The following is a 20,281-nucleotide window of genomic DNA, read 5'->3' on the forward strand; positions in this document are numbered from 1 at the left end:
GTTCCCGTGCGCACGCGTAGAATTTCTACAGCAGTGCAGTAGTCTACGGCAGTGCAGTTTCAGCAGGTCGGCAGTCGTCATCTGCTACCCCACCGCTCCGCTCGTACGTGCTGCGCTCGGGAACGAGAGCAGCGGAACGGGAACAGATCGTCGGGACCGCCGTCGTCCGGCGGGTCACTCCTCGCTCGGTGCGAACTCGACGAGCGTCAGGTCGCGGTCGAGCATGCAGTAGTCGTGTGGCGGGTCGCCGAGCACCTCGGTGATGCGGTACTCCTCGTCGAAGTCGACGCCGGCGGGCTCGCAGAACTCGTGGCTCGGACACCCGGTGTGGGGGCAGGACCCGACGAGTTTCGACTTGCTGCCGGCGTAGGCGTTCCGGGCGGCGACGTTCGCCCTGAGGGGCGCGGGCTCGACCTCCACGGCGGTGACGCCGTCGTCGTGGACGCCGCAGGGGAGGGTCTGGGCACCCTCGCGGACGTCCGTGACCTGGTACTTCACCCCCTCCGTGAGGTTGAGACACTGGTTCCGGTAGGGACACCCCTCGCAAGCGCTGGCCTCGCCCTGGTAGACGAACTCCTGCCCGACCTCGGCGAGGCGACTCCCGACGAGCGTGATGGTCGACATGAGCGCGGATACGGCGTCGTGGCGGTTAAGGCTCTCGTTCAGGCGAGGACCGTGCGGGCGCTCAGTCGTCCGCGCCGCGCCCGGTCAGCTCGTCGAGGCGGTCGAGGTACTCCTCGCGCGGAACCTGGTAGGCGTCGCGGTAGTCTACCGTCCCCCCGGCGAACTCGCTGGCGAGGTCGACCGCGCCCGCGACGGCCGCGTCGCGCGTCTCGAACCGCCGCTGGCCGGGCAGCGTGACCTCCGGTTCGAGGTAGAACGTGACGTACCACGCGGCCTCGGGCGACCGCTCCCCCGGCGGGCGCCGCGGCGACCCGCGCGTCAGCGAGATGGTCGGCAGACACGGCGCGGGGAACGCCTTCGTGTCGAACACGTCCGGCCGGTAGGCGAGGACCAGACGCCCCTCGGGTTCGTCGTTCCAGACGGTCCACGACTCCGGCAGGTCGGACAGCGACATGCGCCAGCGTTCGCGTCGGAGGCGGGTAAGGGGTGCGGTTTCCCGACCCCAGAACTTTGCCGAACGAAGCCGAACCCGCGCGCATGGAGTTCCGAGTGGTCCAGGGCGACATCGCGGCACAGAGCGCGGACGTACTCGTGAACGCGGCGGGCACGAGCCTGCAGATGGGCAGCGGCGTCGCGGGCGCGCTCCGGCGGGGCGCGAACGGCCCGATCAACGAGGAGGCGACCGAGAAAGGGCCGGTCGACCTCGGCGGGGTAGCGGTGACGGACGCCTACGACCTCGACGCCGACCACGTCGTCCACGCGGCGGCGATGCCCCACTACGGCGACGGGCAGGCGACCGCCGACAGCATCCGCGGCGCGACCCGGAACGCCCTCGAACGCGCCGACGACCTCGGCGCGGCGTCGGCGGTGCTCCCGGCGCTCGGCTGCGGCGTCGCGGGGTTCGACCTCGAGGCGGGCGCGCGCATCATCTGCGAGACCGTCGCGGGGTACGAGCCGGAAACGCTGTCCGACGTGCGCCTCATCGCCTACAGCGACGAGGAGTACGAGACGATTGCGCGGGTGGCCTCAGCGGTACAGGCGTAGCGAGCCGTAGCGGTCGACGCGACGATAAAAGGGTCGAGTCGAAACGAGACCTTACAGCAGGTCCTCGATGTTGTCGGCGACCTCCTCGGGGGTGTCGCCGACGGGGACGCCCGCGTCGTTGAGCGCGTCGATCTTGCTCTCGGCGGTGCCGGTGCCGCTGCCGGAGACGATGGCGCCGGCGTGGCCCATGCGCTTGCCCGGCGGGGCGGTGCGACCCGCGATGAAGCCGGCGACGGGCGTGTCCATGTGTTCGTCGATGTACGCCGCGGCTTCCTCCTCGTCCTCGCCGCCGATCTCGCCGCACATGACGACCGCCTCGGTGTCGGGGTCGTCCTCGAACAGCGAGAGGGCGTCGATGAAGTCGGTGCCGATGATGGGGTCGCCGCCGATGCCGATGGCGGTCGTCTGGCCGAGCCCGCGGTCGGTCAGGTTGTCGACGACCTGGTAGGTGAGCGTTCCGGAGCGGGAGACGAGGCCGACGTTCCCCGACGTGAAGATGTTGCCGGGCAGGATGCCGAGCTTCGCCTCGCCGGGGGTGATGATGCCGGGACAGTTCGGCCCGATGAGCCGGGTGTCGACCTCCGAGAGGCGCTTGTACACCTTGCTCATGTCCTGGGTCGGGATGCCCTCGGTGATGGCGACGACGAGGTCGAGCGGCGCGTCGAGCGCCTCGAACAGCGCGTCGCCGGCGAAGGCGGGCGGGACGAACACGACGGACGCGTCGGCGTCCTCCTCGCGAGCGGCGCGCTCGACGGTGTCGTAGACGGGCACGCCGGCGACCTCCTGGCCGCCCTTGCCCGGCACCGCGCCGGCCACGATGTTCGTGCCGTACTCCATCATCTGTTCGGTGTGGAACTTGCCCTCCCCACCGGTGATTCCCTGCACGATAACCCGGGTGTCGTCGTCGACGAGTACACTCATGCTTCCACCTCCTTCGCGTTCTCCACGGTGCGCTGGACGGCGTCCTCCAGCGTCTCCTCGACCTGCACGAGGTCGGTGTTCAGGATCTCACGGCCCTCGGCGGCGTTGGTGCCGGCGAGGCGGACGACGACGGGCTTGGGAATCTCGTCGAGGGACTCCAGCGCCTCGTTGATGCCGCGCGCCACCTCGTCGCCGCGCGTGATGCCGCCGAAGATGTTGAAGACGACGGCGTCGACGTTCTCGTCGGAGAAGACCATGTCCAGCGCGTTCGTCACGCGCTCGGCCTTCGCGCCGCCGCCGATGTCGAGGAAGTTGGCGGGCGCGCCACCGTAGTAGTCGACGAGGTCGAGCGTCGTCATCACGAGACCGGCACCGTTGCCGATGATGCCGACGTTGCCGTCGAGGCGGACGTAGTCGAAGCCGTAGTCGTTGGCCTTGGCCTCGAGGTCGTCCTCGGCGGCCTCCTCCTCCATCTCTTCGAGGTCGGGGTGGCGGAACAGCGCGTCGTCGTCGACGTTGAGGACGGCGTCCGCGGCGACGACCTCGTCGTCGCTGGTGACCATCAGCGGGTTGATCTCGGCGTCGCTGGCGTCCTTGTCCTCCCAGAGGTCGTAGAGGGTGGTAAGGACCTTGGCGACGTCGCCGGCGACGGCGGGGTCGATGCCGGCGTCGTAGACGGCCTTCCGGGCCTGGTAGGGGTGCATCCCGAAGGCGGGGTCGACGTGCTCGCGCGCGATGGCGTCGGGGTCCTCCTCGGCGACCTCCTCGATGTTGACGCCGCCCCTGGAGGAGACCATCGCGACGGGCTTGCCCTCGCCGCGGTCCATCGTCACGCCGACGTACAGTTCGTCCGTGAAGTCGACGGCCGCCTCGACCAGCACGCGGTCGACGTGGTAGCCCTTGAGGTCCATCCCGAGGATGGACTCGGCGGCTTCCTCGGCTTCCTCACGGCTCTCGACGAGCTCGATACCGCCGGCCTTGCCGCGGCCACCGACGTGTACCTGCGCCTTCACGGCGACGGGATAACCGATGTCCTCCGCCGCGTCGACGACCTCCTCTACGCTCTCCGCGAGCGTGGAGTCGGGCGTCGGGATCCCCGCGTCGGAGAACACCTCCTTCGCCTGGTACTCGTGCAGTCTCATGCAGTCGGAAGGGGGTTCGCACGCCGCTTAAATCCCGCCGGTTCCGGTCTCTTTTTCGACCGCGTCTACGGACCGAGCCACGCGAGCAGGGCGTCGCGTTTCAGGTAGCCGACCCCCGACAGCGCGAACAGGACGGCGACGATGACGCCCGCCTCGACGTACGCCGCGGCCGCGACCTGGGCCCCCGCCACGGTGACGACGATGAACCCCGGCAGTCGTCCGGTGACTGACGCGACGACCATCTTGCGGACGTCCAGTTTCGTGAGCCCGCCGGCGAAGCAGATGGCGTCGTCCGGTAGCCCCGGGAACAGGAAGACGACGAACAGCGCGAACAGGCCGCGTTCCTCGACCACCGCGTCGAACTCGTCGAGAACCTCGGGGGCGATGACCCGTTCGACGTACGGCCGGCCGAACCGCCGCGACAGCGAGAACGCGACGTAGCTCCCCAGCGCCGCGCCCATCACGCTGTAGAGAGTCCCGTACACCGGGCCGAAGAGGTAGCCGCCCGCGAACGCCAGCACCTGCCCCGGAATCGGGGCGATGACTATCTGGCTCGCGTGGAGGACGACGAACGCCGCCGGCGCGAACGCGCCGAACCCACGGACGTACCGCTGGAGGACGACCGGGTTCGACAGCCCCGGCAGGTGACGGTGGACGAGCACGGACCCGCCGAGCAGTGCGACGGCCCCGAGCAGGAGGTAAACGAGCGTGGTCCGACGGCTCCGCGCCGAGGTGAACACGTGCAGCGACCGCAGCGCGTCGAGCGGGTTCCGCGACGGTCGCACGGCTCACGCGCTCCCGTCGGTCCGTCCGAAGGGACCGGGCGGACGGGTAACTGCCTTCACTGTGACACTCATGGAGGCAGGATTTCACCGAACCCAGTTTAATCTACGCACTCGCTACCGGAGAACGAACACGGGCGGCCACTGGATGGAATCCACCCGAACCCTGAAGCGCGACGGCGTCGAAGCTGGCTCTCATGCTCCCCCGCGACCCCGAACACACGGGCGAGAACCGCTGTCGGCCGTGCACGGTCGTCAACGCCGCGCTGCTCGCGCTCGGGTGCGTCGCCGTCGCGCTGTGGCTCCCCGCGAAACGCCGCGTCCGCGCGCTGGCCGCCGTCGGGCTCGCGGTCGCCGGCGGCGTGACCATCGCGCTCCGGGGCTACCTGGTCCCCGCCACGCCGCGGTTCGCGCCGCGACTCGTCCGGGCGGTTCTCGTCGTCCGGGACCGGTTCGACCACGGCGGGCCCGCAGCGGGAGACAGTGCGAGGACGGCGGGTGGCGGTACGGGAGCGGCGGGTGGCGGGCCGGACGACCCCGGCAACACGGGGACGCTCGCGGACGAGGCCGACGCCGAGACGGGCGAGCGAGTCGCGGACGCGCTGCTCGACGCGGGCGTCCTCCACGCAGTCGGCGACGCGCTCCACCTCGACGAGGGATTCCGCGCGCGGTGGCGCGAGGAGATGGCGGTCGTGCACGAGGGCGACCTCGGCGGCGCGATCCGGGACGTCGCGCCCCGCGCCGGGCCGGTCGAGATCGTCGACGACGGCCGGTGGGTCGTCCTCGCCAGTGGCGACCCGGCCGCCGAGCGGTGGGTGCCGCGTCCGGTCGCGACCGCGGAGGTCGCGACGGTGCGCGTGCTCGCCGAGGCGGGTATCTCCCTCGACCTCCGGGTGCCGGCGGCGTCGGCGCTACGGACGTTCCTGCGGCGGTGCCCGGTCTGCGACGTCCCGCTGACGGAGACGACGACCGACGACTGCTGCGGGACGGGCGCGAACCCCGTGGCACCGCCGGAGCGGGTGCTCGCGTGTCCCGAGTGCGAGCAGAAGAGCACCAGTCTGGACCGGCCGTTCTAGTCGAACGCCGGGGGTTCGTCCGTTCCGACGCGGATCTCGTGCGCCTCGACGTCCTCGAGGGCCGCGACCTGGCCGCCGACGGTGACGACGCCCGAGTCGGTCTCGACGTTCATGCCGGCGACGCGCTCGCCCGCCTCGAACGAGAAGCCGACGACCTCGCCTTTCACGATGCGCGACTCGCCGGTCTCGATGTCGCGGCCCTCGACGCTCGCGTAGAAGTCGCCCTCCATCCCCTGTATCTCCTTGACGCACCGGCGGATGGAGGCGTACCGTCGGGGGAACGACCGCCGCTCGCCGTCGGCGAAGAGGGTCCGTTCGGTCGTCGTCCAGAGGACGGTGCCGAAGAAGCCGGAGACGAGGAAGCCCAGCGCGGAGCGGTTGAAGATGACGCCGTAGCGGTCGCGGTCGTCGCGGAGGGCGTCCTGGGTCGCGTACGTCGAGTAGCGGCCGTCGGCGACCGCGATGACGGGTGTCGTGATGCCGCGACGGGTGCGAGCGGTCGTGGCGACGGCCTCGTAGTCGAACGACTCGGGGTCGGGTGCCTCGGACGCCGGCGTCACGATGAGTTCGACGCTGACCCCCGCGTCGATGACGTCGCTCAGGGTGTCCTCGAACCGGGTCAGCAGGTCCGGCGTCAGCGAGAGGGCGAGTTCGTACTCGGCGGACTCGATGACGTCCTCCAGGTAGCGGAGGATGGTCGATCGTGACTTCACCAGCGAGACGGCCTCCGTGTCGCGCGCCGGCGTCGTGTACCGCGATTCGAGGCCGGTTATCATCTCCTCGAGCGACGACTGGACGTTCTCGAAGGCCTCCTCGGGGTCGATGGCGATGACCTTCATCGGCCGCGACTCGCGGAGTTCGACGAGGCCGCGGTCGCTGAGACTCCGGACGGTGTCGTACACCCGCGGCTGCGGGATGTCGGTCCGGTCGGCGATCTCGCTCGCGGTCAGTTCGCCGTGCTCGAGAACGGTGAGATAGGCGTCGATCTCGTACTCGCCGAGATTGAACCGCTCCCCGACGCGTTCGAGTGTCAGGTAGAGGTCGTCGGACGTCATTAGTAATGGCAAATAAATCGAGAACCTTATCTCCCACCGTTTCACTCCGCCGGGCGTGATTCTTTCGGCGCGCACTCGGCCACCGGGAACGACAGCACAGCGAAGAGGGTCGAAGAACGGAGCGGGGTTACTCGTAGAGCGGGTTGGCGTCGCAGAGCTGCTGGACGCGCTCGGCCGCTTCGGCCTTGACGTCTTCGTCGTCGACGTTGTCGACGACCTCTGCGATGAGGTCGGCGACCTCGCGCAGGTCGTCTTCGTCGAACCCGCGCGTGGTGAGCGCCGGCGTCCCGGCGCGGATACCGCTGCCGACGAACGGCGAACGCGTCTCGTTCGGGACGGTGTTGGCGTTCAGGACGATACCGACCTCTTCGAGCGCCTGCTCGGCCTCCTTGCCCGTCACGTCCGGGTGGGACCCGCGCAGGTCGACGAGCACGAGGTGGGTGTCGGTTCCGCCGGAGACGAGTTCGAACCCGTGCTCCTGGAGTCGCTCGCCGAGGACCGCCGCGTTCTCGACGGTCTGGGCGGCGTACTCCTCGAACTCCGGCTGGAGCGCCTCCTCGAACCCGACGGCCTTGCCGGCGACGTTGTGCAGCAGCGGGCCGCCCTGCATTCCCGGGATGACCGCGGTGTCGACGTCGTCGGCGTACTCCTCGTCGCACATGATGATGCCGCCGCGGCCGGCGCGGATGGTCTTGTGCGTCGACCCCGTGACGAAGTCCGCGATGCCGACCGGCGAGGGGTGCTCGCCCGCCGCGACGAGACCGGTGATGTGGGCGATGTCGGCGAGGTGGTAGGCGTCGGCGGCGTCGGCCGCCGCCTGGACGCGCTCCCACTCGACCTGCCGCGGGTAGGCAGAGTAGCCCGACACGACGATGTCGGGGTCGAACGCCTCCGCCTGCTCGCGGAGGGCGTCGTAGTCGATGCGGCCGGAGTCGGCGTCGACCTCGTAGTGTTCGACGTCGTAGAGCTGTCCGGCGAAGTTGACCTCGTGGCCGTGACTGAGGTGACCCCCGTGGGTCAGGTCGAGCGAGAGGATCTTGTCGCCGGGGTCGAGGACCGCGAGGTAGACCCCCATGTTCGCCTGCGACCCGCTGTGGGGCTGGACGTTGACGTGGTCGGCACCCCAGAGCTCCTTGGCGCGCTCGATGGCGAGCGATTCGATGGTGTCGACGTTCTCGCAGCCGCCGTAGTAGCGCTCGCCGGGGTAGCCCTCGGCGTACTTGTTCGTCAGCACACTCCCCTGCGCCTCGAGAACGGCCTCGCTGGCGAAGTTCTCGCTCGCGATCATCGCGAGCGTGTCGCGCTGGCGGTCGACCTCGGCCTCCAGCGCCGCCGCGACGTCGGGGTCTGCTTCCTGCACGCGGTCGTACTTCATGAGTCAACGGGGAACACGGCAGCGTATAAATTTACCTTTCGGGGAGGGTTTGACCCCGACAGAAATATAAGTTATCGGTGAGATAACGGTTTTACTGGCGGTATGATACAGTGGGAGAAAACGGAGGGCGGGATTAGAGCGTTCGACAGGACGAAAACCGGTATCTCCATCGGCGCGGCCGACTGGCAGACCGGCGGCGACGCGCTCGACCTCGACCGACCCATCGACGAGACCGTGACCGGTCGCGCCTCCGAACTCCGGTTTCCCCCCTGCTACGCGACGGTGACCGACCTGGCGACCGGGGAGCGGTACGAGCACGGTAGCGACACCGGGACCCTCTCGCTGCCCGGCGGCGACTACCTGGTCAACGTCCACGGCAACGTCAAGACGTACGTCCGCTTCTCCGGTCGAGCGACCGTCGGCAAGACCGAGGACTTCGGCGAGCTGATCCTCTCCTTTCCGGAACGGACCCGGGTGACGCTCGGCTTCCGCAGCCACCACGAGGAGCCGGTCGACACCATCGAGATTCCACCTTCTCCGCGCGGCCTGGCGACGGCGCTCACCTACGTCTCGTCCTCGCACAAGACGACCGGCCCGGACCGGTCGTTCCCGACGCTCCGCGGCCACCCGCCGCGGATATCCGTCGGGGACGGCCTCGAAGTGCCGGCCGCGGTGCGCGAGGAGAAGGAGAGCGTCGGCATCGAACTGCTCGTCCCGGACGACTTCGACTCCCTGTTCGTGGCCGCGCCGCTGGCCTACTACCTGCAGGCGGACGTGAAGGCCGAGCGCCGCGACGCTCCGGAGTTGCGTGCGCCGGCGGTCAACTACACCTACTCGTTCAGCCCCCAGCCGTCGTTCCAGCACGAGGTCGCCGACGTGCTCAGGCGGGTGTTCTTCCTCGACTGCCTGGTCCGGAACGCCGGCCCCCACCGGTGGGACCTCGCAGAGCAGCCGCTGCTCGACGAGGTCGAGATCGACGCCGACGAGACCTACGCGGCGTCGCCGGCCGAACAGCTCGTCACGTACATGCTGGCGCCGTTCGACCGCATCGACGCCGACCTCCCCGACTGGCACCTCTCCACGTACGTCGAGCCGGTCGTGGAGAACGTCTCGCCGCTCCCCTACCTCCTCTCGAACCTCTCGCTGGTCTACATGCCCGAGACGTCGGACCTGGACCGGAGCGAGCTCCTCGACGAGTCGCTGAACGACTTCTACCGCGGCGGTCGGCGTCCGTCGCCGCCGGCAGCCCCGACCTATCGCGGCACGGAGGTCGGCTCGGTGACCTCGGTTGACCGCGTGAAACCCGAGCTCCACCGCGGCCGGGTGCACGGCTGGCTCGCCGACGACGTCCCCATCGACGTGTTCAAGATCGAGCCGAGCGCGTACGAGAACCGGTTCGACTACCTCGACAGGGACGGCGACGACATCGAGGTGACGCTGGTGCTGAACGACGACGAGATGGGGACGGAGCACGAGACGGTGGCCGACATCTACCGCGACAGGGCCGAGGACCTGCCGATGGACGTGACGGTGCGCGAGCGGCTCCGGCGACACGAGCTCGCGACCGTGTTCGAGACGCCCCGGGACTTCGTCCACTACATCGGCCACTGCGAGCAGGACGGCCTCCGGTGCACCGACGGCAACCTGAAGATGGCGGACATCCGGGAGAGCAACGTCCAGACGTTCTTCCTGAACGCCTGCGGGTCGTACTACGAGGGGATGGACCTCGTCGAGAAGGGGAGCGTGGCGGGCGCGGTCACGTTCAACAAGGTGCTGAACAAGCAGGCTGCGAAGGTCGGCGTCTCCTTCGCGCGACTGCTGGTGAACGGCTTCAGCATCCAGGACGCCATGCAGTTCGCCCGGCGGCGGATCAGGACCGGGAAGGACTACGCCGTGGTCGGCGACGGAACTCACCAGCTCGCCCAGTCGGACATCACGCTCCCCATCGTCACCGAACTCGCCGACGAGGACGGGAAGTACACCATCACGTACAACCCGACCGTCGTCCGGATGGTCGGGAGCGGGTACCAGCCGTTCCTGGAGGAGAACGACGAGCTGTACATCTACGGCGACAGCGCCGACTTCACGCTCGACGAGACCGAACTGATGGCACTACTGGATCATGCCGAGATGCCGATAATATACGATGGGGAACTGTACTGGTCCGACGAGTTCAGGCTGACTGCCTGACTCAGGGGCCGATTGCGGGACCGGCGAGCGCGTTCGTTCCGATGCTGGCTGCGAAGGTGCATCCGAGCGCCAGCGCGAACGCCAGGTTCGTTGCTTTCGGGCTACGCGATAGCCATTCGCCGAGTTTGTCTCGCATGGCAGGTTTCTATACACCACACCTACACTTCATTGTTGTGGACCGTTCACTCGAATATAATTGGTAAGAAGACGTTACTTCCGCATCGTTGCCACGTTCGGTCCGGTAATGGACGATGGTGGCGGCCCGTCCTGGCCTGGTCTCCGTCGTCAACGGTCCTCTGGGGTTCGCTCGCAACTTTCTGTAAAAGCACGAACCACGACCCTCGGTCAAGGCGCGATTATACGAAGGAGCCGATTGTAATTAGGCCATTGACTAATTGTTCATCCAACATAACCTATGATTTCCGTTGGTTTCGAGCGTTAAAATTAAATAGATGAATCTCGTCCGCGTTCACATGGAAACAAAATCGAACCTTCTGAATCAAAGCGTCAACGAGATTCTACGGACGGTGATAGACGAGGCACCGGAAGTCCTGCACGTCGTCAACCCGTCCCGGGACGTCATCGAGCAGCTCATCGATGCCGCGACCGCGTACGAGGGCGACCTGCCGGAGATCAGGATGCTGGCCAACGAGTCCATCCTCAAGGACGTCATGGAGGACTTCATCATCGCCAGCAACGCGGCCGACCTCATCGACGCGGACGCGCTCCGGATGCGGACGACGGAGGAGCCGGCGGGCAACGAACTGCTCATCACTGACGACGTCGTCATGGCGCTCGTGACCGCGGGCGACAGCGTCGGCGGCCTGACGAGCGACGACGGCGAGTTCGTCGACGCGGCCAACGACGCCTACACGACGAACTGGGAGGAAGCGGACGAGTTCTCCCTGCGGACGCCGCCGCTCTCCCGCGTCCGGGACACGCTCCGCGAGGAGATCAGCGCGGACGCAGAGGACGACTTCAACAGCGTGCTCTCCTCGCTGGAGACCGCCCGCGGTGACGGCGACGGTCTCGACGAGGTGACCATCAGCCTGCTCGTCGCCGCGAAGAACGAGGCGCTGCTGTACGACATCAGCAAGTGGGGCGAGGACGTCGGCATCGCCAGCAAGGCGACGTTCTCCCGCACGAAGACGAAGCTCGAGGACATGGGCCTCATCGGTACCGAGAAGGTCCCCATCGACGTCGGCCGCCCGCGCCTGCGCCTGAAGTTGGCCCACGACGAGCTGGAGAGCGCCGACGCCGACCAGCTCGCCGGCGTCGCCCAGAGCATCCTGCACTGAATCTCGTTGCCGCTGTCGATTCTCGCCGTTTCTTCTCTCCGTAGCTATCCGCGTCGCTTTTGCCCCTGCCACGTCTCGGTCACCCCATGAGCGAACGGCAGTTCGGCGTCGTCGGCGACGGACCCGCCGCAGCGGCCGTCCGGGCCGGGCTCTCGGACGTCGACGGTGCGGTCGAGCAGTGTAGCGCGACGGAACTGGACGCGACGGCGTTCGGCGTCGTCGTCGGCCACGTCGGCGACGACGCGTTCGCACGGGCGAACCGGTCGGTCGACGGGACGCCGTGGCTGGCGGTCGAACTGGGCGGCGTCGGCGGCCACGCGCTCCCGGAGGTCGACGCCGCCGTCTCCGGGTTCGGTCCAGGGACGGCGTGTTACGACTGCCTGGCCGTTCGGGTCGCGTCGACCCTCGACGACGGGAACGCGAACGGCGACGGGGGGAGCGAAGCGGTCGACGACGCGACGGCGCGGTTCGCCGGGGCGCTCGCCGGGCGCGAGGCAGCCACGCTGCTGTCCGGCGGCGAGTCGCCGGTTCTCGGCGGCGTCGTCGAGGTCCCCCACGCGGAGCGGACGCTGCTCCCGGTGCCGGCCTGTGACGCCTGCGGCGGCCAGCGCGACCGCACACTGTCCGTCGAGCACGCGTCCGCGACGCTCGACGAGTCGGTCGCGCGCGCCGAGCGCGCCCTGGACGACCGCGTCGGCGTCGTCCGGAACCTGGGCGAGGTGGCGTCGTTCCCGGTGCCGTACTACCTCGCGGAGAACGCCGACACGACGGGGTTCAGCGACGCGCGCGCGGCGGGCAAGGCCGCGGGTGTGGCCGCCGACTGGAACCGCGCGATGATGAAGGCGCTCGGCGAGGCGCTGGAGCGCTACTGCGCCGGCGTCTACGACGCCGCCGAGTTCGGGCGCGCACCCGCCGACGCGCTGGACGACGCCGTCGACCCGCGCGCGTTCGTCCGCCCGGACGACTGGGGCGACGCCGACGGCGCGGACGTCCCCTGGGTGTCGGGGCGTGACCTCGCCACCGGCGCGCTCGTCAACCTCCCCGCGGAGTTCGTCCACTTCCCGCCGCCGGAGTCGCGGTTCAAACCGCCCATCACGACGGGGCTGGGACTGGGGAACTCGACGGTCGAGGCGCTGCTGTCCGGCCTGTACGAGGTGGTCGAACGCGACGCGACGATGCTGTCGTGGTACTCGACGTTCGACCCGCTCGGCCTCGCTGTCGACGACGACGGGTTCCGGACGCTGGAGAAGCGTGCGCGCGCGGAAGACCTCTCGGTGACCCCCTTGCTCGTGACCCAGGACGTCGACGTTCCGGTGGTCGCGGTGGCGGTGCACCGCGAGGGCGACTGGCCCCGGTTCGCGGTGGGGTCCGGCGCGGACCTCGCCCCCGACGCCGCGGCGCGGTCGGCGCTCGCGGAGGCGCTGCAGAACTGGCTCGAACTGGAGATGATGGGGCGCGAGGAGGCGGCCGACGCGGAGGGTGCCATCGCGCGGTACGCCGACTTCCCCGCGGCGGCCCGCGAGTTCGTCTCGCCGGCGACGACGGTGCCGAGCGACAGCGTGGGTCCCGACGTGGTCCCCGACGGCGAGGCGGAACTCGACGCGGTCGTCGCCCGGGCGAGCGACGCGTTCGACGTCTACGCCGCCCGCCTCACCACGCGCGACGTCGCCCAGCTCGGCTTTGAGGCCGTCCGCGTGCTCGCGCCCGCCGCCCAGCCGCTGTTCACCGGCGACCCCTTCTTCGGCGACCGCGCGCGGTCCGTCCCGGCGGAGCTCGGGTTCGAACCCCGACCGGACCGCGAACTCCACCCCTACCCCTGACGCGGAGGAGTCGCGATGGCTCGGCACGGCCCGCCGACCGCGCGAATTATTTCCATGTCAAAGACACCCAGAGACTTATGTCACGACGGCACGTACCTCGTACGTGACCGTGCACAGAACGACAACCACGAATCGCTTCCGTCACCGGTCCGGTGGAACCTCATGACGACCGAGTTCGAACTGGACTGTACGAACTGTGGGACGCGACTCGCCCGACGGACCGTCCAGGGGGAACAGGTCGGACTTCCCGAGACCGCGGACCTCGAAATCGCGGAGTGTCCGAACTGCGGCGGTCGCTACTTCCCGGAGTCGACGCTCGAGCGCCTCGACTAGACGCCGAACGTCGCCCTGAGCATGTCCCGGCTTCCCGGACCGAGGCCGACCGCGAGTATCGCGATGAGTAGCAGTATCGCGTAGCGGGGGCTCTCGTCGAATATCTGCTCGTCGAACACCCAGACGACGGCGACGGCCGCGAGTATCTTGACGAACAGGAACGGCCACGCCGTGCCGACGACGGCGGTCACCGACTCGGGGAGGACGGTCGATGTGGCCGAGACGATGGCGCGGTTGACCGGGTGCTTCGCGCCGTACTGGCCCGCGAGACCGAGCGCCCCTGCCCAGTCCAGCACCGCAACGTTGGCGACCCCGTCGACGGCGTGGCCCCAGATGACGACCGCGCCGATGGTGCCCGTCCCCCGGTTGATATCCGGGGCGAACTCGCCGATGGCCCACCACGTCGCCGCCGTCACCAGCGTCGCGCCGACGAGCACGACGACCAGGACGAGCGGGTGGAAGCCGACGGCCTCGGTGCCGACCGCCAGCGACGCGAGGTACCCGAGCGTGGCGACCAGCGCGACGGTCCCGGCTCCGAAGAGTGGGGACTCGTAGCGCTCGACGACGCCGCGGCGAGCGAGGGCGACGCTGCCGACGAGCGCAGCGAGCGTCACGAAGAAGACGGTGAAGTAGATGATCGGGCTGATGATGAGCGTGTTCCACGGGTACCTGATGGCGATGTCGACGCCGGTCAGTCCCGTGTCGAGTGCGTCCTCCACGACGCGGAGGGCGCCGCCGAACAGCATGAACGGGAACAGCGCGAAGAAGAGACTCCGCTCGCGACCGACGTCCAGTCGGCGCAGCAGGAAGACCAGTCCGACCAGCGCGACGATGAGCGTGACCGCGTAGCCGACCTCCGAGACCAGCGTGTACCCCGGGACCGCGACCGGTTCGGGTGCGGTGGCGCAGGCGCCGGCGTCGTAGACGAACTCCGTGCCGCCGTCGGCGCGGACCGCACACTCGGCTCCCTTGGCGTCGGCGACGACCGGCCCCCAGAAGTAGTGCCAGATGAAGCCGTCGTACACCTGTTTCGGGAACGCGAGGACGCCGCCGACGAGGGCGACGAGGGCGGCGGCGACGACGCCGATCCACGCGCGCTCGGTGTCGATGCGCTCGCTTGCCGTATCCATGTCCGTGTCACCGAAGCGAGCGGGTTTCAGCGTTCCGGTCTCTCAATCCCCGGCCGGTTCCGGTGGTTCAGTTCTCGGCCGCCGCGTCGAGCGGGAGCTCCTCGCTCTCGAACGGCGTCCCGAGCACGACCATCGTCTGCGAGCGAGAGAACCCGTCCATCTGGGCGATGTTCTCGAACATCAGCTCACGGAGTTCGTCGGCGTCCTCGGCGTAGAGCCGCATCAGCACGTCCCACGACCCGGTCGTGAGGTGGACCTCCTGGACGCCGTCGATGCTCTCCAGGCGTTCGAGCGTGTCCTTCTCGCGGCCCTGCTCGACGCGGAGGCCGACGAACGCCGAGATGCCGAGCCCGACCTCCTTGGGGTCGACCTTCGCGTGGTAGCCGGTGATGACGCCCGCCTCCTCCATCCGGTTGACGCGGTCGTGGACCGTCGCACTGGACATGTCTATCTGGCGAGCGATCTCGCTGAACGGCGTCCGTGCGTCCGACTGGAGCGCCTCGAGGATGGCGCGGTCCGTGTCATCCAGCTTCATAGGCTACCGTGTCGACCCAGCGATAAATACTCTTACACATACGGCGGCGCTCGACGCACGTCCACGCCGCGCAAACGACCGCTACGACTCGGCCTCGCGCGCAGCGGCGAGGACCGCCTCGTGCGCGCGACCGTTCGAGGCCACGAGCCCCCGGCTGCCGACCGTCCACCGGTCGCCGTGGACGTCCGTCACCGTCCCACCCGCCTGCCGGACCAGGTGGACGCCGGCGACGCTGTCCCAGGGGTGCGGGGCGACGTTGGTCACCGCGCCCTCCAGCGCGCCGCTGGCGACCATCGAGAGGGTGAGCTGCGCGCAGCCGAGGCGGCGCATGTCGTCGAAGCGCTCGACGATGCCCCGTGCCGTGGCGGCGTACTCCTCGCGCCGGTCGAACCCCCACCACATGGTCGGGGCGACCGAGAACGTCTCCGGGTCCGCCCGCTCGCTGACCGACAGCGGCTCGCCGTTCAGGAACGCGCCGTCCTGGCGAGCGACGTACGCGTCGCCGAGCGCGGGCGCGACGTTCGCCGCCGCCACCGGTTCGCCGTCCCGGACGGCGGCGACGCTCGTCAACCACAGCGGCGTCCCGCGGACGAAGTTGGCCGTCCCGTCGATGGGGTCGACGACCCACGCGTCCCCCGTCTCGGGCACCGTCTTCAGTTCGTCCTCCTCCTCGCCGACGACGGCGTCGTCGGGGTACTCCTCGCGGAGGAGTTCGACGACCCGTCGCTGGGTCGCGCGGTCGGCCTCCGTCACGACGTCGGTCTTCCCGTCCTTCGTCTCCACGTCGATTCCCGAACGGAACTCCGCGACGGCGACCTCGCTCCCCGCCGTCGCCGCCCGCTTCGCGAGGGCCACGCGCGCGTCGATGTCGTTCACGTGCGTTGTCGTCGCGGAGCGACAGAAAAGGAGTGTCGGTTTCGCGGTCGGTAACGGGGCCTGGAAAGGAACCCACAGCGGCGTCCGCCGCTCGACGCCGGATCGGCCGTCGGTGCTGCGCGGCGGACGTCGGGACCCGTCGCAGCGGTCGCGTCCGTCATCCAGCAGTCGCGACGAAACCGCCCGTTGCGGCGCGAAACCGATGGTTACGCGGCCGCCATCGGGCCTTGCGAGCCTCTCGCTCGACAGAGAATCGCATATAGCGACCGAGTCGAAATACTTTTTCACATCCGAGTTAAAATCCTGGGTAAGCAGTCGTCCCCCGCCACCCCCGCGCGGGGAACTGCACTGGAAGTGATCAATAATGTGGCAAGACTTCGTGTTCCTCGGTGGAAGCGTCATCATAATGCTCTCGCTCGTCCCCACCCTCCGGGACGAGAACGCAAGCGTCCCGTTGCGGACCAGTCTCCCCTCCGTGGTCGTCCTGTTCGCACAGACCATCGCGTTCGCGACCATCGGACTGACGGCGTCGGCACTCGGCACGGGGATGGGCGTCGTCCTCTGGTCGCTCATCGCCAAGTGGAAGTCGCCGAACCACGAGCGCATCTTCGACCGCTCGTTCGGCCGCTACGTCTCGACCATCATCCCCCGGTAATCACCCGCTTTTCCTGCGCCGTACGGACGATACACGCCGACGAGTGACCGACAGTCCGCCGTGCGTGCCGACCCATTCCGCAGGGCGTTTATACGACGGACGAGCATACTCGAAACGCGACAGTGCAACCCGTGCGAGGGTAGCCAAGCCTGGAAACGGCGGCGGACTCAAGATCCGCTCCCGTAGGGGTCCAAGGGTTCAAATCCCTTCCCTCGCACGTCTGCGCGTGAACGAACGTGAACGCGCGGCTGCACACGAAGGGGTTCGAACGAGGCCAGACACCCCGTCTGGACGTTGTTCAAATCCCTTCCCTCGCACTGGTGGCCCTCGCGGGCCGCGACAGTGCGGCAAGACGGAGCGTCTTGCCCTCGCAAAACTTCTCACGACGTCGATCCGAGAGTCGCGCGACCGTCAGAACGGGTCGACAAAGACGTCGACGGCCGCACCGGGGGAGCCGACGGTGACGACCGCACCGTCGAAGGCGTCGCCGCTGGTCGTGTAGGTGACGTCACGAACGCCGCCACCGACCCGGCCGAACGACAGCCTCGGCGGGCGCGCGTACGGCTTGTCGAACCGTACCGCGGCCGTTCCCGACGCGTCGGCGACGAGACCGCGGTGGACGTCGAACGGCGGAACGTGGTCGGTGACGACCGACCCGGGATGGTCGATGCGCCACGGGGACCGGCCGCGCGCCCAGTTGCTGCCGTAGCGGTTGCGCTCCCCACCGGGGCCTTCGAGGATGGCCGGGCCGCCGCGCTGGAAGATCCGATTCCCCCGGACGACGTTCCCGGCGGTTCGAACCAGCACGCCCGGTGCGCCGTTCGCCGTACCGTACCCGCGAATCTCGTTGTCGCTGATCTCGTGGTTCGACGGCGTGCGACCGCTGGCGGTGGCGACGACGCCAGCGCGCGCGACGTCTCGCACGCGGTTGCCACGGACGACGACGAACCGGGCGTCGTCGAGTTCGATGCCTGCGCGGCCGGCCCGCTCGACGACGTTGTTCTCGACCGTCCCGTCGGTCGCACCCGCGACCCGGACGCCGACGGAGTCCGGCCGGTCGATCCGGTTCCCGGCGACGGTGAACCCGGAGACGCCGCGCTCGACGTTGACTCCCCGCCCCCCGTAGCCGGAGAGGTCGTTGTCGACGACCGAGACGTTCGTCACCCGGTCCGCGTTCACCGAGACGCCGGCGTTGTCGAGCACCCCGTCCTGGACGCTGACGTTCCCCTCGACGCGGACGTTCCGGACGCTCCCGTCGAAACCCACGTGGAAGAACGACTTGTGACGGCCGAAACCGACGTTGTTCGCCACGAGCACGTACCCGCGGTCGGCCTGGACTGCGGTGCCGCCGACGCCGGTCAGACTCCCCTCGACGTTGTCCCCCAGAACGTTCCCGACGACGGCGACGTTGCGGGCCTGCTGGTGAGAGCCGTCGCGCCAGACGTCACAGGAGATAGAGCGGTCGAAACCGTCGGTGACGACGTTGCCGGCGACGAGTGCGCGCTCGCTGGCGACCTGTATCCCCCGGTCGCCCGCGTCCCAGACGCGGTTCCCGACGACGCGGACGTCCCGACTCTCCCGGTCGGCGCTGACGCCGCTCCCCCCGCTACCGTGTTCGTGGTACGGGTGCGTTCGCGTGACGAGGTTGCCGCTCAGGCTGACGTCGGCGGCGTCGCGAACGAGGATACCGTGACACCGCTTCGCGCTCCGGCGCTGGCCTTCGGGGTTGCCGTGGAAGCCGACGCCGCGGATCGCGACGTTCTCGCAGTGGTCGTGGTGGCCGATGCGAATCCCGCCGACGTTCGCGCCGTCCGCCGGTTTAACGAGGGAAGCGACACCCGGCCCCACGACCGTCACGCCGTCCGCGTCGACGTCGAGCCACCGCGTCGTGCGGTACGGCGCGTTCGCCGCCGAGATAGCGACCGTCTCGCCCGGCGACAGCGCGTCGAACGCCGCTTCGAGTTCCGCCGTCGACGAGACGACGCGGTCCGCGACGGCTCCCCGTGCTCCCGGGTCGTTACCGCCGCCGGGACGGCGGGCGACCCCGAGCGCCAGTCCGAGCGCTCCCGCCAGTATCCGACGGCGTGACAGTTCGACCATCCTCCCGCTGACGAAAGACGAGCAGAAAACACTGCCTTGTGGCCGACCGCCGAGACGGCAGGGTCCCGGCCGGGCGGTCGGCAGGGTCCCGGCCGGGCGGTCGGCCGGCGCGACGGCGACGCTACTCGCCCAGCTTCCGGCTGGTCGCCGCCAGGCCGGCCTCGACGTCGACGTCCGCGCCGAACTCGCGGAGAGCGTCGCCGAGCGCGCTCACGAGGTACGACACCGTCTCGGGGCGCGCGGAGTAGCCCATGCAGCCGATGCGGAATATCTCGCCGTCGAGGTCGCCCAGCCCCGTCGCTATCTCCAGGTCGTACTGGTCGAGCAGGTAGGCGGTCACGTCCGTGTCCTCGACCCCGTCGGGGACGCGGACGGCGTTGAGGCTCGGGAGCCAGTACTCCTCGGGCGCGTTCATCTCGAGGCCCATCGCCTCGACGCCGCTCTTCAGCGCGCCGGCCATCTCGCGGTGGCGGTCCCAGCGCGCCTCGATGCCCTCCTCGGCGACCAGGCGCAGCGCCTCGCGCAGCGCGTACACGTTCGTGATGGGCGCGGTGTGGTGGTAGGCGCGCTCGTCGCCCCAGTACCCCTCCAGCAGCGAGAGGTCGAGGTACCACGACCGTGCGGGCTCCTCGCGGTCGAGCACCTTCGCCATCGCGCGGTCGTTCAGCGTGAGCGGACTCGCGCCCGGCGGGCAGGAGAGACACTTCTGCGGGCCGGCGTAGGCGACGTCGACGTCCCACTCGTCGACCCGCATCTCGACGCCGCCAAGCGAGGTGACGGTGTCCGCGACGACGTAGGCGTCGTGCTCGTGGGCGATGGCCGTCAGTTCGGCCACGTCCGGCTGGAGGACGCCCGTGCTCGTCTCGGCGTGGACGAACCCGAACACGTCGGGCTGGTGTTCGTCGAAGGCGGCCGCCACGTCGGCGGGGTCGAGCGGTTCGCCCCACGGCGCGTCGACGTGGACGACCTCGCCGCCCGCGCGCTCGGCCATCGACGCCATGCGCCCGCCGAAGTAACCGTTCGTGGGGACGAGCATCGTGTCGCCGGGTTCGACCAGATTGCCGATGGCGGTCTCCATCGACGCGGACCCGGTCCCCGAGACGGGGATGGTCCACTGGTTGTCGGTGCGGAAGGTGTATCGCAGGAGGTCCTGCACCTCGTCCATTATCTCCACGAACGAGGGGTCGAGGTGGCCGACCAGCGGCGTGCTCATCGCGCGCAGCACGCGCGGGTGGACCTCGCTCGGTCCTGGTCCCATCAGCGTTCTGTCCGGCGGCGTCAGTTCACCGACGTCGGGCTTGTCCATGGCAGTCCATTTCACGGCC

General features: G+C 69.2%; 20 protein-coding genes and 1 tRNA gene. 8 read left to right on the top strand and 13 right to left on the bottom strand.

Annotated elements, in window-relative coordinates; all coding sequences use genetic code 11:
* Nucleotides 1–174: 174 nt before the first annotated feature.
* Entirely contained in the window at nucleotides 175–624 is a 450-nt protein-coding gene (locus NKT36_RS03910) for a UPF0179 family protein (protein WP_327052644.1), read from the bottom strand.
* Nucleotides 625–685: 61 nt separating this feature from the next.
* Nucleotides 686–1,078 (bottom strand): DUF5820 family protein, encoded by a 393-nt coding sequence (locus tag NKT36_RS03915; RefSeq protein WP_327052645.1) that lies wholly within the window; start codon nucleotides 1,076–1,078, stop codon nucleotides 686–688.
* An 83-nt stretch (nucleotides 1,079–1,161) separates the two neighbouring features.
* Here NKT36_RS03915 and NKT36_RS03920 point away from each other — a divergent pair, with 83 nt between their 5' ends.
* Nucleotides 1,162–1,668, top strand: coding sequence for a macro domain-containing protein (locus tag NKT36_RS03920; RefSeq protein ID WP_327052646.1), 507 nt, complete (start codon nucleotides 1,162–1,164; stop codon nucleotides 1,666–1,668).
* A 51-nt stretch (nucleotides 1,669–1,719) separates the two neighbouring features.
* Here the strand turns inward: NKT36_RS03920 and sucD are convergent, their stop codons facing one another.
* The 3 genes from sucD to NKT36_RS03935 all read right to left on the bottom strand — a co-directional run bounded on the left by sucD (nucleotide 1,720) and on the right by NKT36_RS03935 (nucleotide 4,516).
* Nucleotides 1,720–2,589 (bottom strand): succinate--CoA ligase subunit alpha, encoded by an 870-nt coding sequence (gene sucD / locus NKT36_RS03925; protein ID WP_327052647.1) that lies wholly within the window; start codon nucleotides 2,587–2,589, stop codon nucleotides 1,720–1,722.
* The gene (gene sucC / locus NKT36_RS03930) at nucleotides 2,586–3,731 is read right to left on the bottom strand and encodes an ADP-forming succinate--CoA ligase subunit beta (RefSeq protein WP_327052648.1); all 1,146 of its coding nucleotides are present in this window, start codon (nucleotides 3,729–3,731) and stop codon (nucleotides 2,586–2,588) included. The genes sucD and sucC overlap by 4 nt, the downstream gene beginning before the upstream one ends.
* A gap of 65 nt (nucleotides 3,732–3,796) precedes the next feature.
* The gene (locus NKT36_RS03935; protein WP_327052649.1) at nucleotides 3,797–4,516 is read right to left on the bottom strand and encodes a TVP38/TMEM64 family protein; all 720 of its coding nucleotides are present in this window, start codon (nucleotides 4,514–4,516) and stop codon (nucleotides 3,797–3,799) included.
* Nucleotides 4,517–4,710: 194 nt separating this feature from the next.
* Between NKT36_RS03935 and NKT36_RS03940 the strand changes: the two genes are divergently transcribed.
* Nucleotides 4,711–5,589 carry a hypothetical protein gene (locus NKT36_RS03940; RefSeq protein WP_327052650.1) on the top strand — a complete coding sequence of 293 codons (879 nt, stop codon included), beginning with the start codon at nucleotides 4,711–4,713 and terminating at the stop codon, nucleotides 5,587–5,589.
* Here the strand turns inward: NKT36_RS03940 and trmB are convergent.
* Both trmB and glyA read right to left on the bottom strand, forming a co-directional pair.
* A complete protein-coding gene (trmB, locus tag NKT36_RS03945) occupies nucleotides 5,586–6,644 on the bottom strand; it encodes an HTH-type sugar sensing transcriptional regulator TrmB (protein WP_327052651.1) in 1,059 nt (352 codons plus the stop codon). The genes NKT36_RS03940 and trmB overlap by 4 nt on opposite strands.
* A gap of 127 nt (nucleotides 6,645–6,771) precedes the next feature.
* Nucleotides 6,772–8,019 carry a serine hydroxymethyltransferase gene (gene glyA / locus NKT36_RS03950; protein WP_327052652.1) on the bottom strand — a complete coding sequence of 416 codons (1,248 nt, stop codon included), beginning with the start codon at nucleotides 8,017–8,019 and terminating at the stop codon, nucleotides 6,772–6,774.
* Nucleotides 8,020–8,121: 102 nt separating this feature from the next.
* Between glyA and NKT36_RS03955 the strand changes: the two genes are divergently transcribed.
* Nucleotides 8,122–10,209, top strand: coding sequence for a hypothetical protein (locus tag NKT36_RS03955; RefSeq protein ID WP_327052653.1), 2,088 nt, complete (start codon nucleotides 8,122–8,124; stop codon nucleotides 10,207–10,209).
* Between the two features lies 1 nt (nucleotide 10,210).
* Here the strand turns inward: NKT36_RS03955 and NKT36_RS03960 are convergent, their stop codons facing one another.
* A complete protein-coding gene (locus tag NKT36_RS03960; protein ID WP_327052654.1) occupies nucleotides 10,211–10,345 on the bottom strand; it encodes a hypothetical protein in 135 nt (44 codons plus the stop codon).
* A 337-nt stretch (nucleotides 10,346–10,682) separates the two neighbouring features.
* Here NKT36_RS03960 and tbsP point away from each other — a divergent pair, with 337 nt between their 5' ends.
* The 3 genes from tbsP (at nucleotide 10,683) to NKT36_RS03975 (ending at nucleotide 13,660) form a co-directional block, all read left to right on the top strand.
* Nucleotides 10,683–11,507 carry a transcriptional regulator TbsP gene (gene tbsP / locus NKT36_RS03965; RefSeq protein WP_407652201.1) on the top strand — a complete coding sequence of 275 codons (825 nt, stop codon included), beginning with the start codon at nucleotides 10,683–10,685 and terminating at the stop codon, nucleotides 11,505–11,507.
* Nucleotides 11,508–11,593: 86 nt separating this feature from the next.
* Nucleotides 11,594–13,327: a YcaO-like family protein gene (locus NKT36_RS03970; protein ID WP_327052656.1), complete on the top strand. Its 1,734-nt coding sequence runs from the start codon at nucleotides 11,594–11,596 to the stop codon at nucleotides 13,325–13,327.
* A 162-nt stretch (nucleotides 13,328–13,489) separates the two neighbouring features.
* Nucleotides 13,490–13,660, top strand: coding sequence for a zf-TFIIB domain-containing protein (locus tag NKT36_RS03975; protein ID WP_327052657.1), 171 nt, complete (start codon nucleotides 13,490–13,492; stop codon nucleotides 13,658–13,660).
* Here the strand turns inward: NKT36_RS03975 and NKT36_RS03980 are convergent.
* From NKT36_RS03980 to NKT36_RS03990, 3 genes are all read right to left on the bottom strand, one after another.
* Entirely contained in the window at nucleotides 13,657–14,790 is a 1,134-nt protein-coding gene (locus tag NKT36_RS03980) for a DUF63 family protein (RefSeq protein WP_327052658.1), read from the bottom strand. The genes NKT36_RS03975 and NKT36_RS03980 overlap by 4 nt on opposite strands.
* Nucleotides 14,791–14,857: 67 nt before the next feature.
* Nucleotides 14,858–15,325 carry an Lrp/AsnC family transcriptional regulator gene (locus NKT36_RS03985; protein ID WP_327052659.1) on the bottom strand — a complete coding sequence of 156 codons (468 nt, stop codon included), beginning with the start codon at nucleotides 15,323–15,325 and terminating at the stop codon, nucleotides 14,858–14,860.
* A gap of 81 nt (nucleotides 15,326–15,406) precedes the next feature.
* Nucleotides 15,407–16,201, bottom strand: a complete 795-nt coding sequence (locus tag NKT36_RS03990) for an inositol monophosphatase family protein (protein ID WP_327052660.1) — start codon at nucleotides 16,199–16,201, stop codon at nucleotides 15,407–15,409.
* Between the two features lie 364 nt (nucleotides 16,202–16,565).
* On the opposite strand from NKT36_RS03990, the gene NKT36_RS03995 reads away from it, so the two are divergent.
* A complete protein-coding gene (locus NKT36_RS03995) occupies nucleotides 16,566–16,856 on the top strand; it encodes a hypothetical protein (protein WP_327052661.1) in 291 nt (96 codons plus the stop codon).
* Nucleotides 16,857–16,989: 133 nt separating this feature from the next.
* Nucleotides 16,990–17,073: transfer RNA gene (locus NKT36_RS04000), tRNA-Leu, on the top strand.
* A 194-nt stretch (nucleotides 17,074–17,267) separates the two neighbouring features.
* On the opposite strand, the gene NKT36_RS04005 is transcribed toward NKT36_RS04000, so the two are convergent.
* Together NKT36_RS04005 and NKT36_RS04010 are read right to left on the bottom strand one after the other, a co-directional pair.
* Nucleotides 17,268–18,956, bottom strand: a complete 1,689-nt coding sequence (locus NKT36_RS04005; RefSeq protein ID WP_327052662.1) for a right-handed parallel beta-helix repeat-containing protein — start codon at nucleotides 18,954–18,956, stop codon at nucleotides 17,268–17,270.
* Between the two features lie 121 nt (nucleotides 18,957–19,077).
* Nucleotides 19,078–20,262, bottom strand: coding sequence for a pyridoxal-phosphate-dependent aminotransferase family protein (locus tag NKT36_RS04010; protein WP_327052663.1), 1,185 nt, complete (start codon nucleotides 20,260–20,262; stop codon nucleotides 19,078–19,080).
* Nucleotides 20,263–20,281 lie beyond the last annotated feature (19 nt).

The organism is Halomicrococcus gelatinilyticus (assembly GCA_024227995.1).
GTDB classification, from domain to species: Archaea; Halobacteriota; Halobacteria; order Halobacteriales; family Haladaptataceae; genus Halomicrococcus; species Halomicrococcus gelatinilyticus.

Excerpts from the sequence above, each read along its gene's own strand:
- NKT36_RS03910 (WP_327052644.1), bottom strand. The coding sequence starts at position 624 with ATGTCGACCATCACGCTCGTCGGGAGTCGCCTCGCCGAGGTCGGGCAG.
- NKT36_RS03915 (WP_327052645.1), bottom strand. The coding sequence starts at position 1,078 with ATGTCGCTGTCCGACCTGCCGGAGTCGTGGACCGTCTGGAACGACGAA.
- NKT36_RS03920 (WP_327052646.1), top strand. The coding sequence starts at position 1,162 with ATGGAGTTCCGAGTGGTCCAGGGCGACATCGCGGCACAGAGCGCGGAC.
- sucD (WP_327052647.1), bottom strand. The coding sequence starts at position 2,589 with ATGAGTGTACTCGTCGACGACGACACCCGGGTTATCGTGCAGGGAATC.
- sucC (WP_327052648.1), bottom strand. The coding sequence starts at position 3,731 with ATGAGACTGCACGAGTACCAGGCGAAGGAGGTGTTCTCCGACGCGGGG.
- NKT36_RS03940 (WP_327052650.1), top strand. The coding sequence starts at position 4,711 with ATGCTCCCCCGCGACCCCGAACACACGGGCGAGAACCGCTGTCGGCCG.
- trmB (WP_327052651.1), bottom strand. The coding sequence starts at position 6,644 with ATGACGTCCGACGACCTCTACCTGACACTCGAACGCGTCGGGGAGCGG.
- glyA (WP_327052652.1), bottom strand. The coding sequence starts at position 8,019 with ATGAAGTACGACCGCGTGCAGGAAGCAGACCCCGACGTCGCGGCGGCG.
- NKT36_RS03955 (WP_327052653.1), top strand. The coding sequence starts at position 8,122 with ATGATACAGTGGGAGAAAACGGAGGGCGGGATTAGAGCGTTCGACAGG.
- NKT36_RS03960 (WP_327052654.1), bottom strand. The coding sequence starts at position 10,345 with ATGCGAGACAAACTCGGCGAATGGCTATCGCGTAGCCCGAAAGCAACG.
- tbsP (WP_407652201.1), top strand. The coding sequence starts at position 10,683 with ATGGAAACAAAATCGAACCTTCTGAATCAAAGCGTCAACGAGATTCTA.
- NKT36_RS03970 (WP_327052656.1), top strand. The coding sequence starts at position 11,594 with ATGAGCGAACGGCAGTTCGGCGTCGTCGGCGACGGACCCGCCGCAGCG.
- NKT36_RS03975 (WP_327052657.1), top strand. The coding sequence starts at position 13,490 with ATGACGACCGAGTTCGAACTGGACTGTACGAACTGTGGGACGCGACTC.
- NKT36_RS03980 (WP_327052658.1), bottom strand. The coding sequence starts at position 14,790 with ATGGATACGGCAAGCGAGCGCATCGACACCGAGCGCGCGTGGATCGGC.
- NKT36_RS03985 (WP_327052659.1), bottom strand. The coding sequence starts at position 15,325 with ATGAAGCTGGATGACACGGACCGCGCCATCCTCGAGGCGCTCCAGTCG.
- NKT36_RS03995 (WP_327052661.1), top strand. The coding sequence starts at position 16,566 with ATGTGGCAAGACTTCGTGTTCCTCGGTGGAAGCGTCATCATAATGCTC.
- NKT36_RS04005 (WP_327052662.1), bottom strand. The coding sequence starts at position 18,956 with ATGGTCGAACTGTCACGCCGTCGGATACTGGCGGGAGCGCTCGGACTG.
- NKT36_RS04010 (WP_327052663.1), bottom strand. The coding sequence starts at position 20,262 with ATGGACAAGCCCGACGTCGGTGAACTGACGCCGCCGGACAGAACGCTG.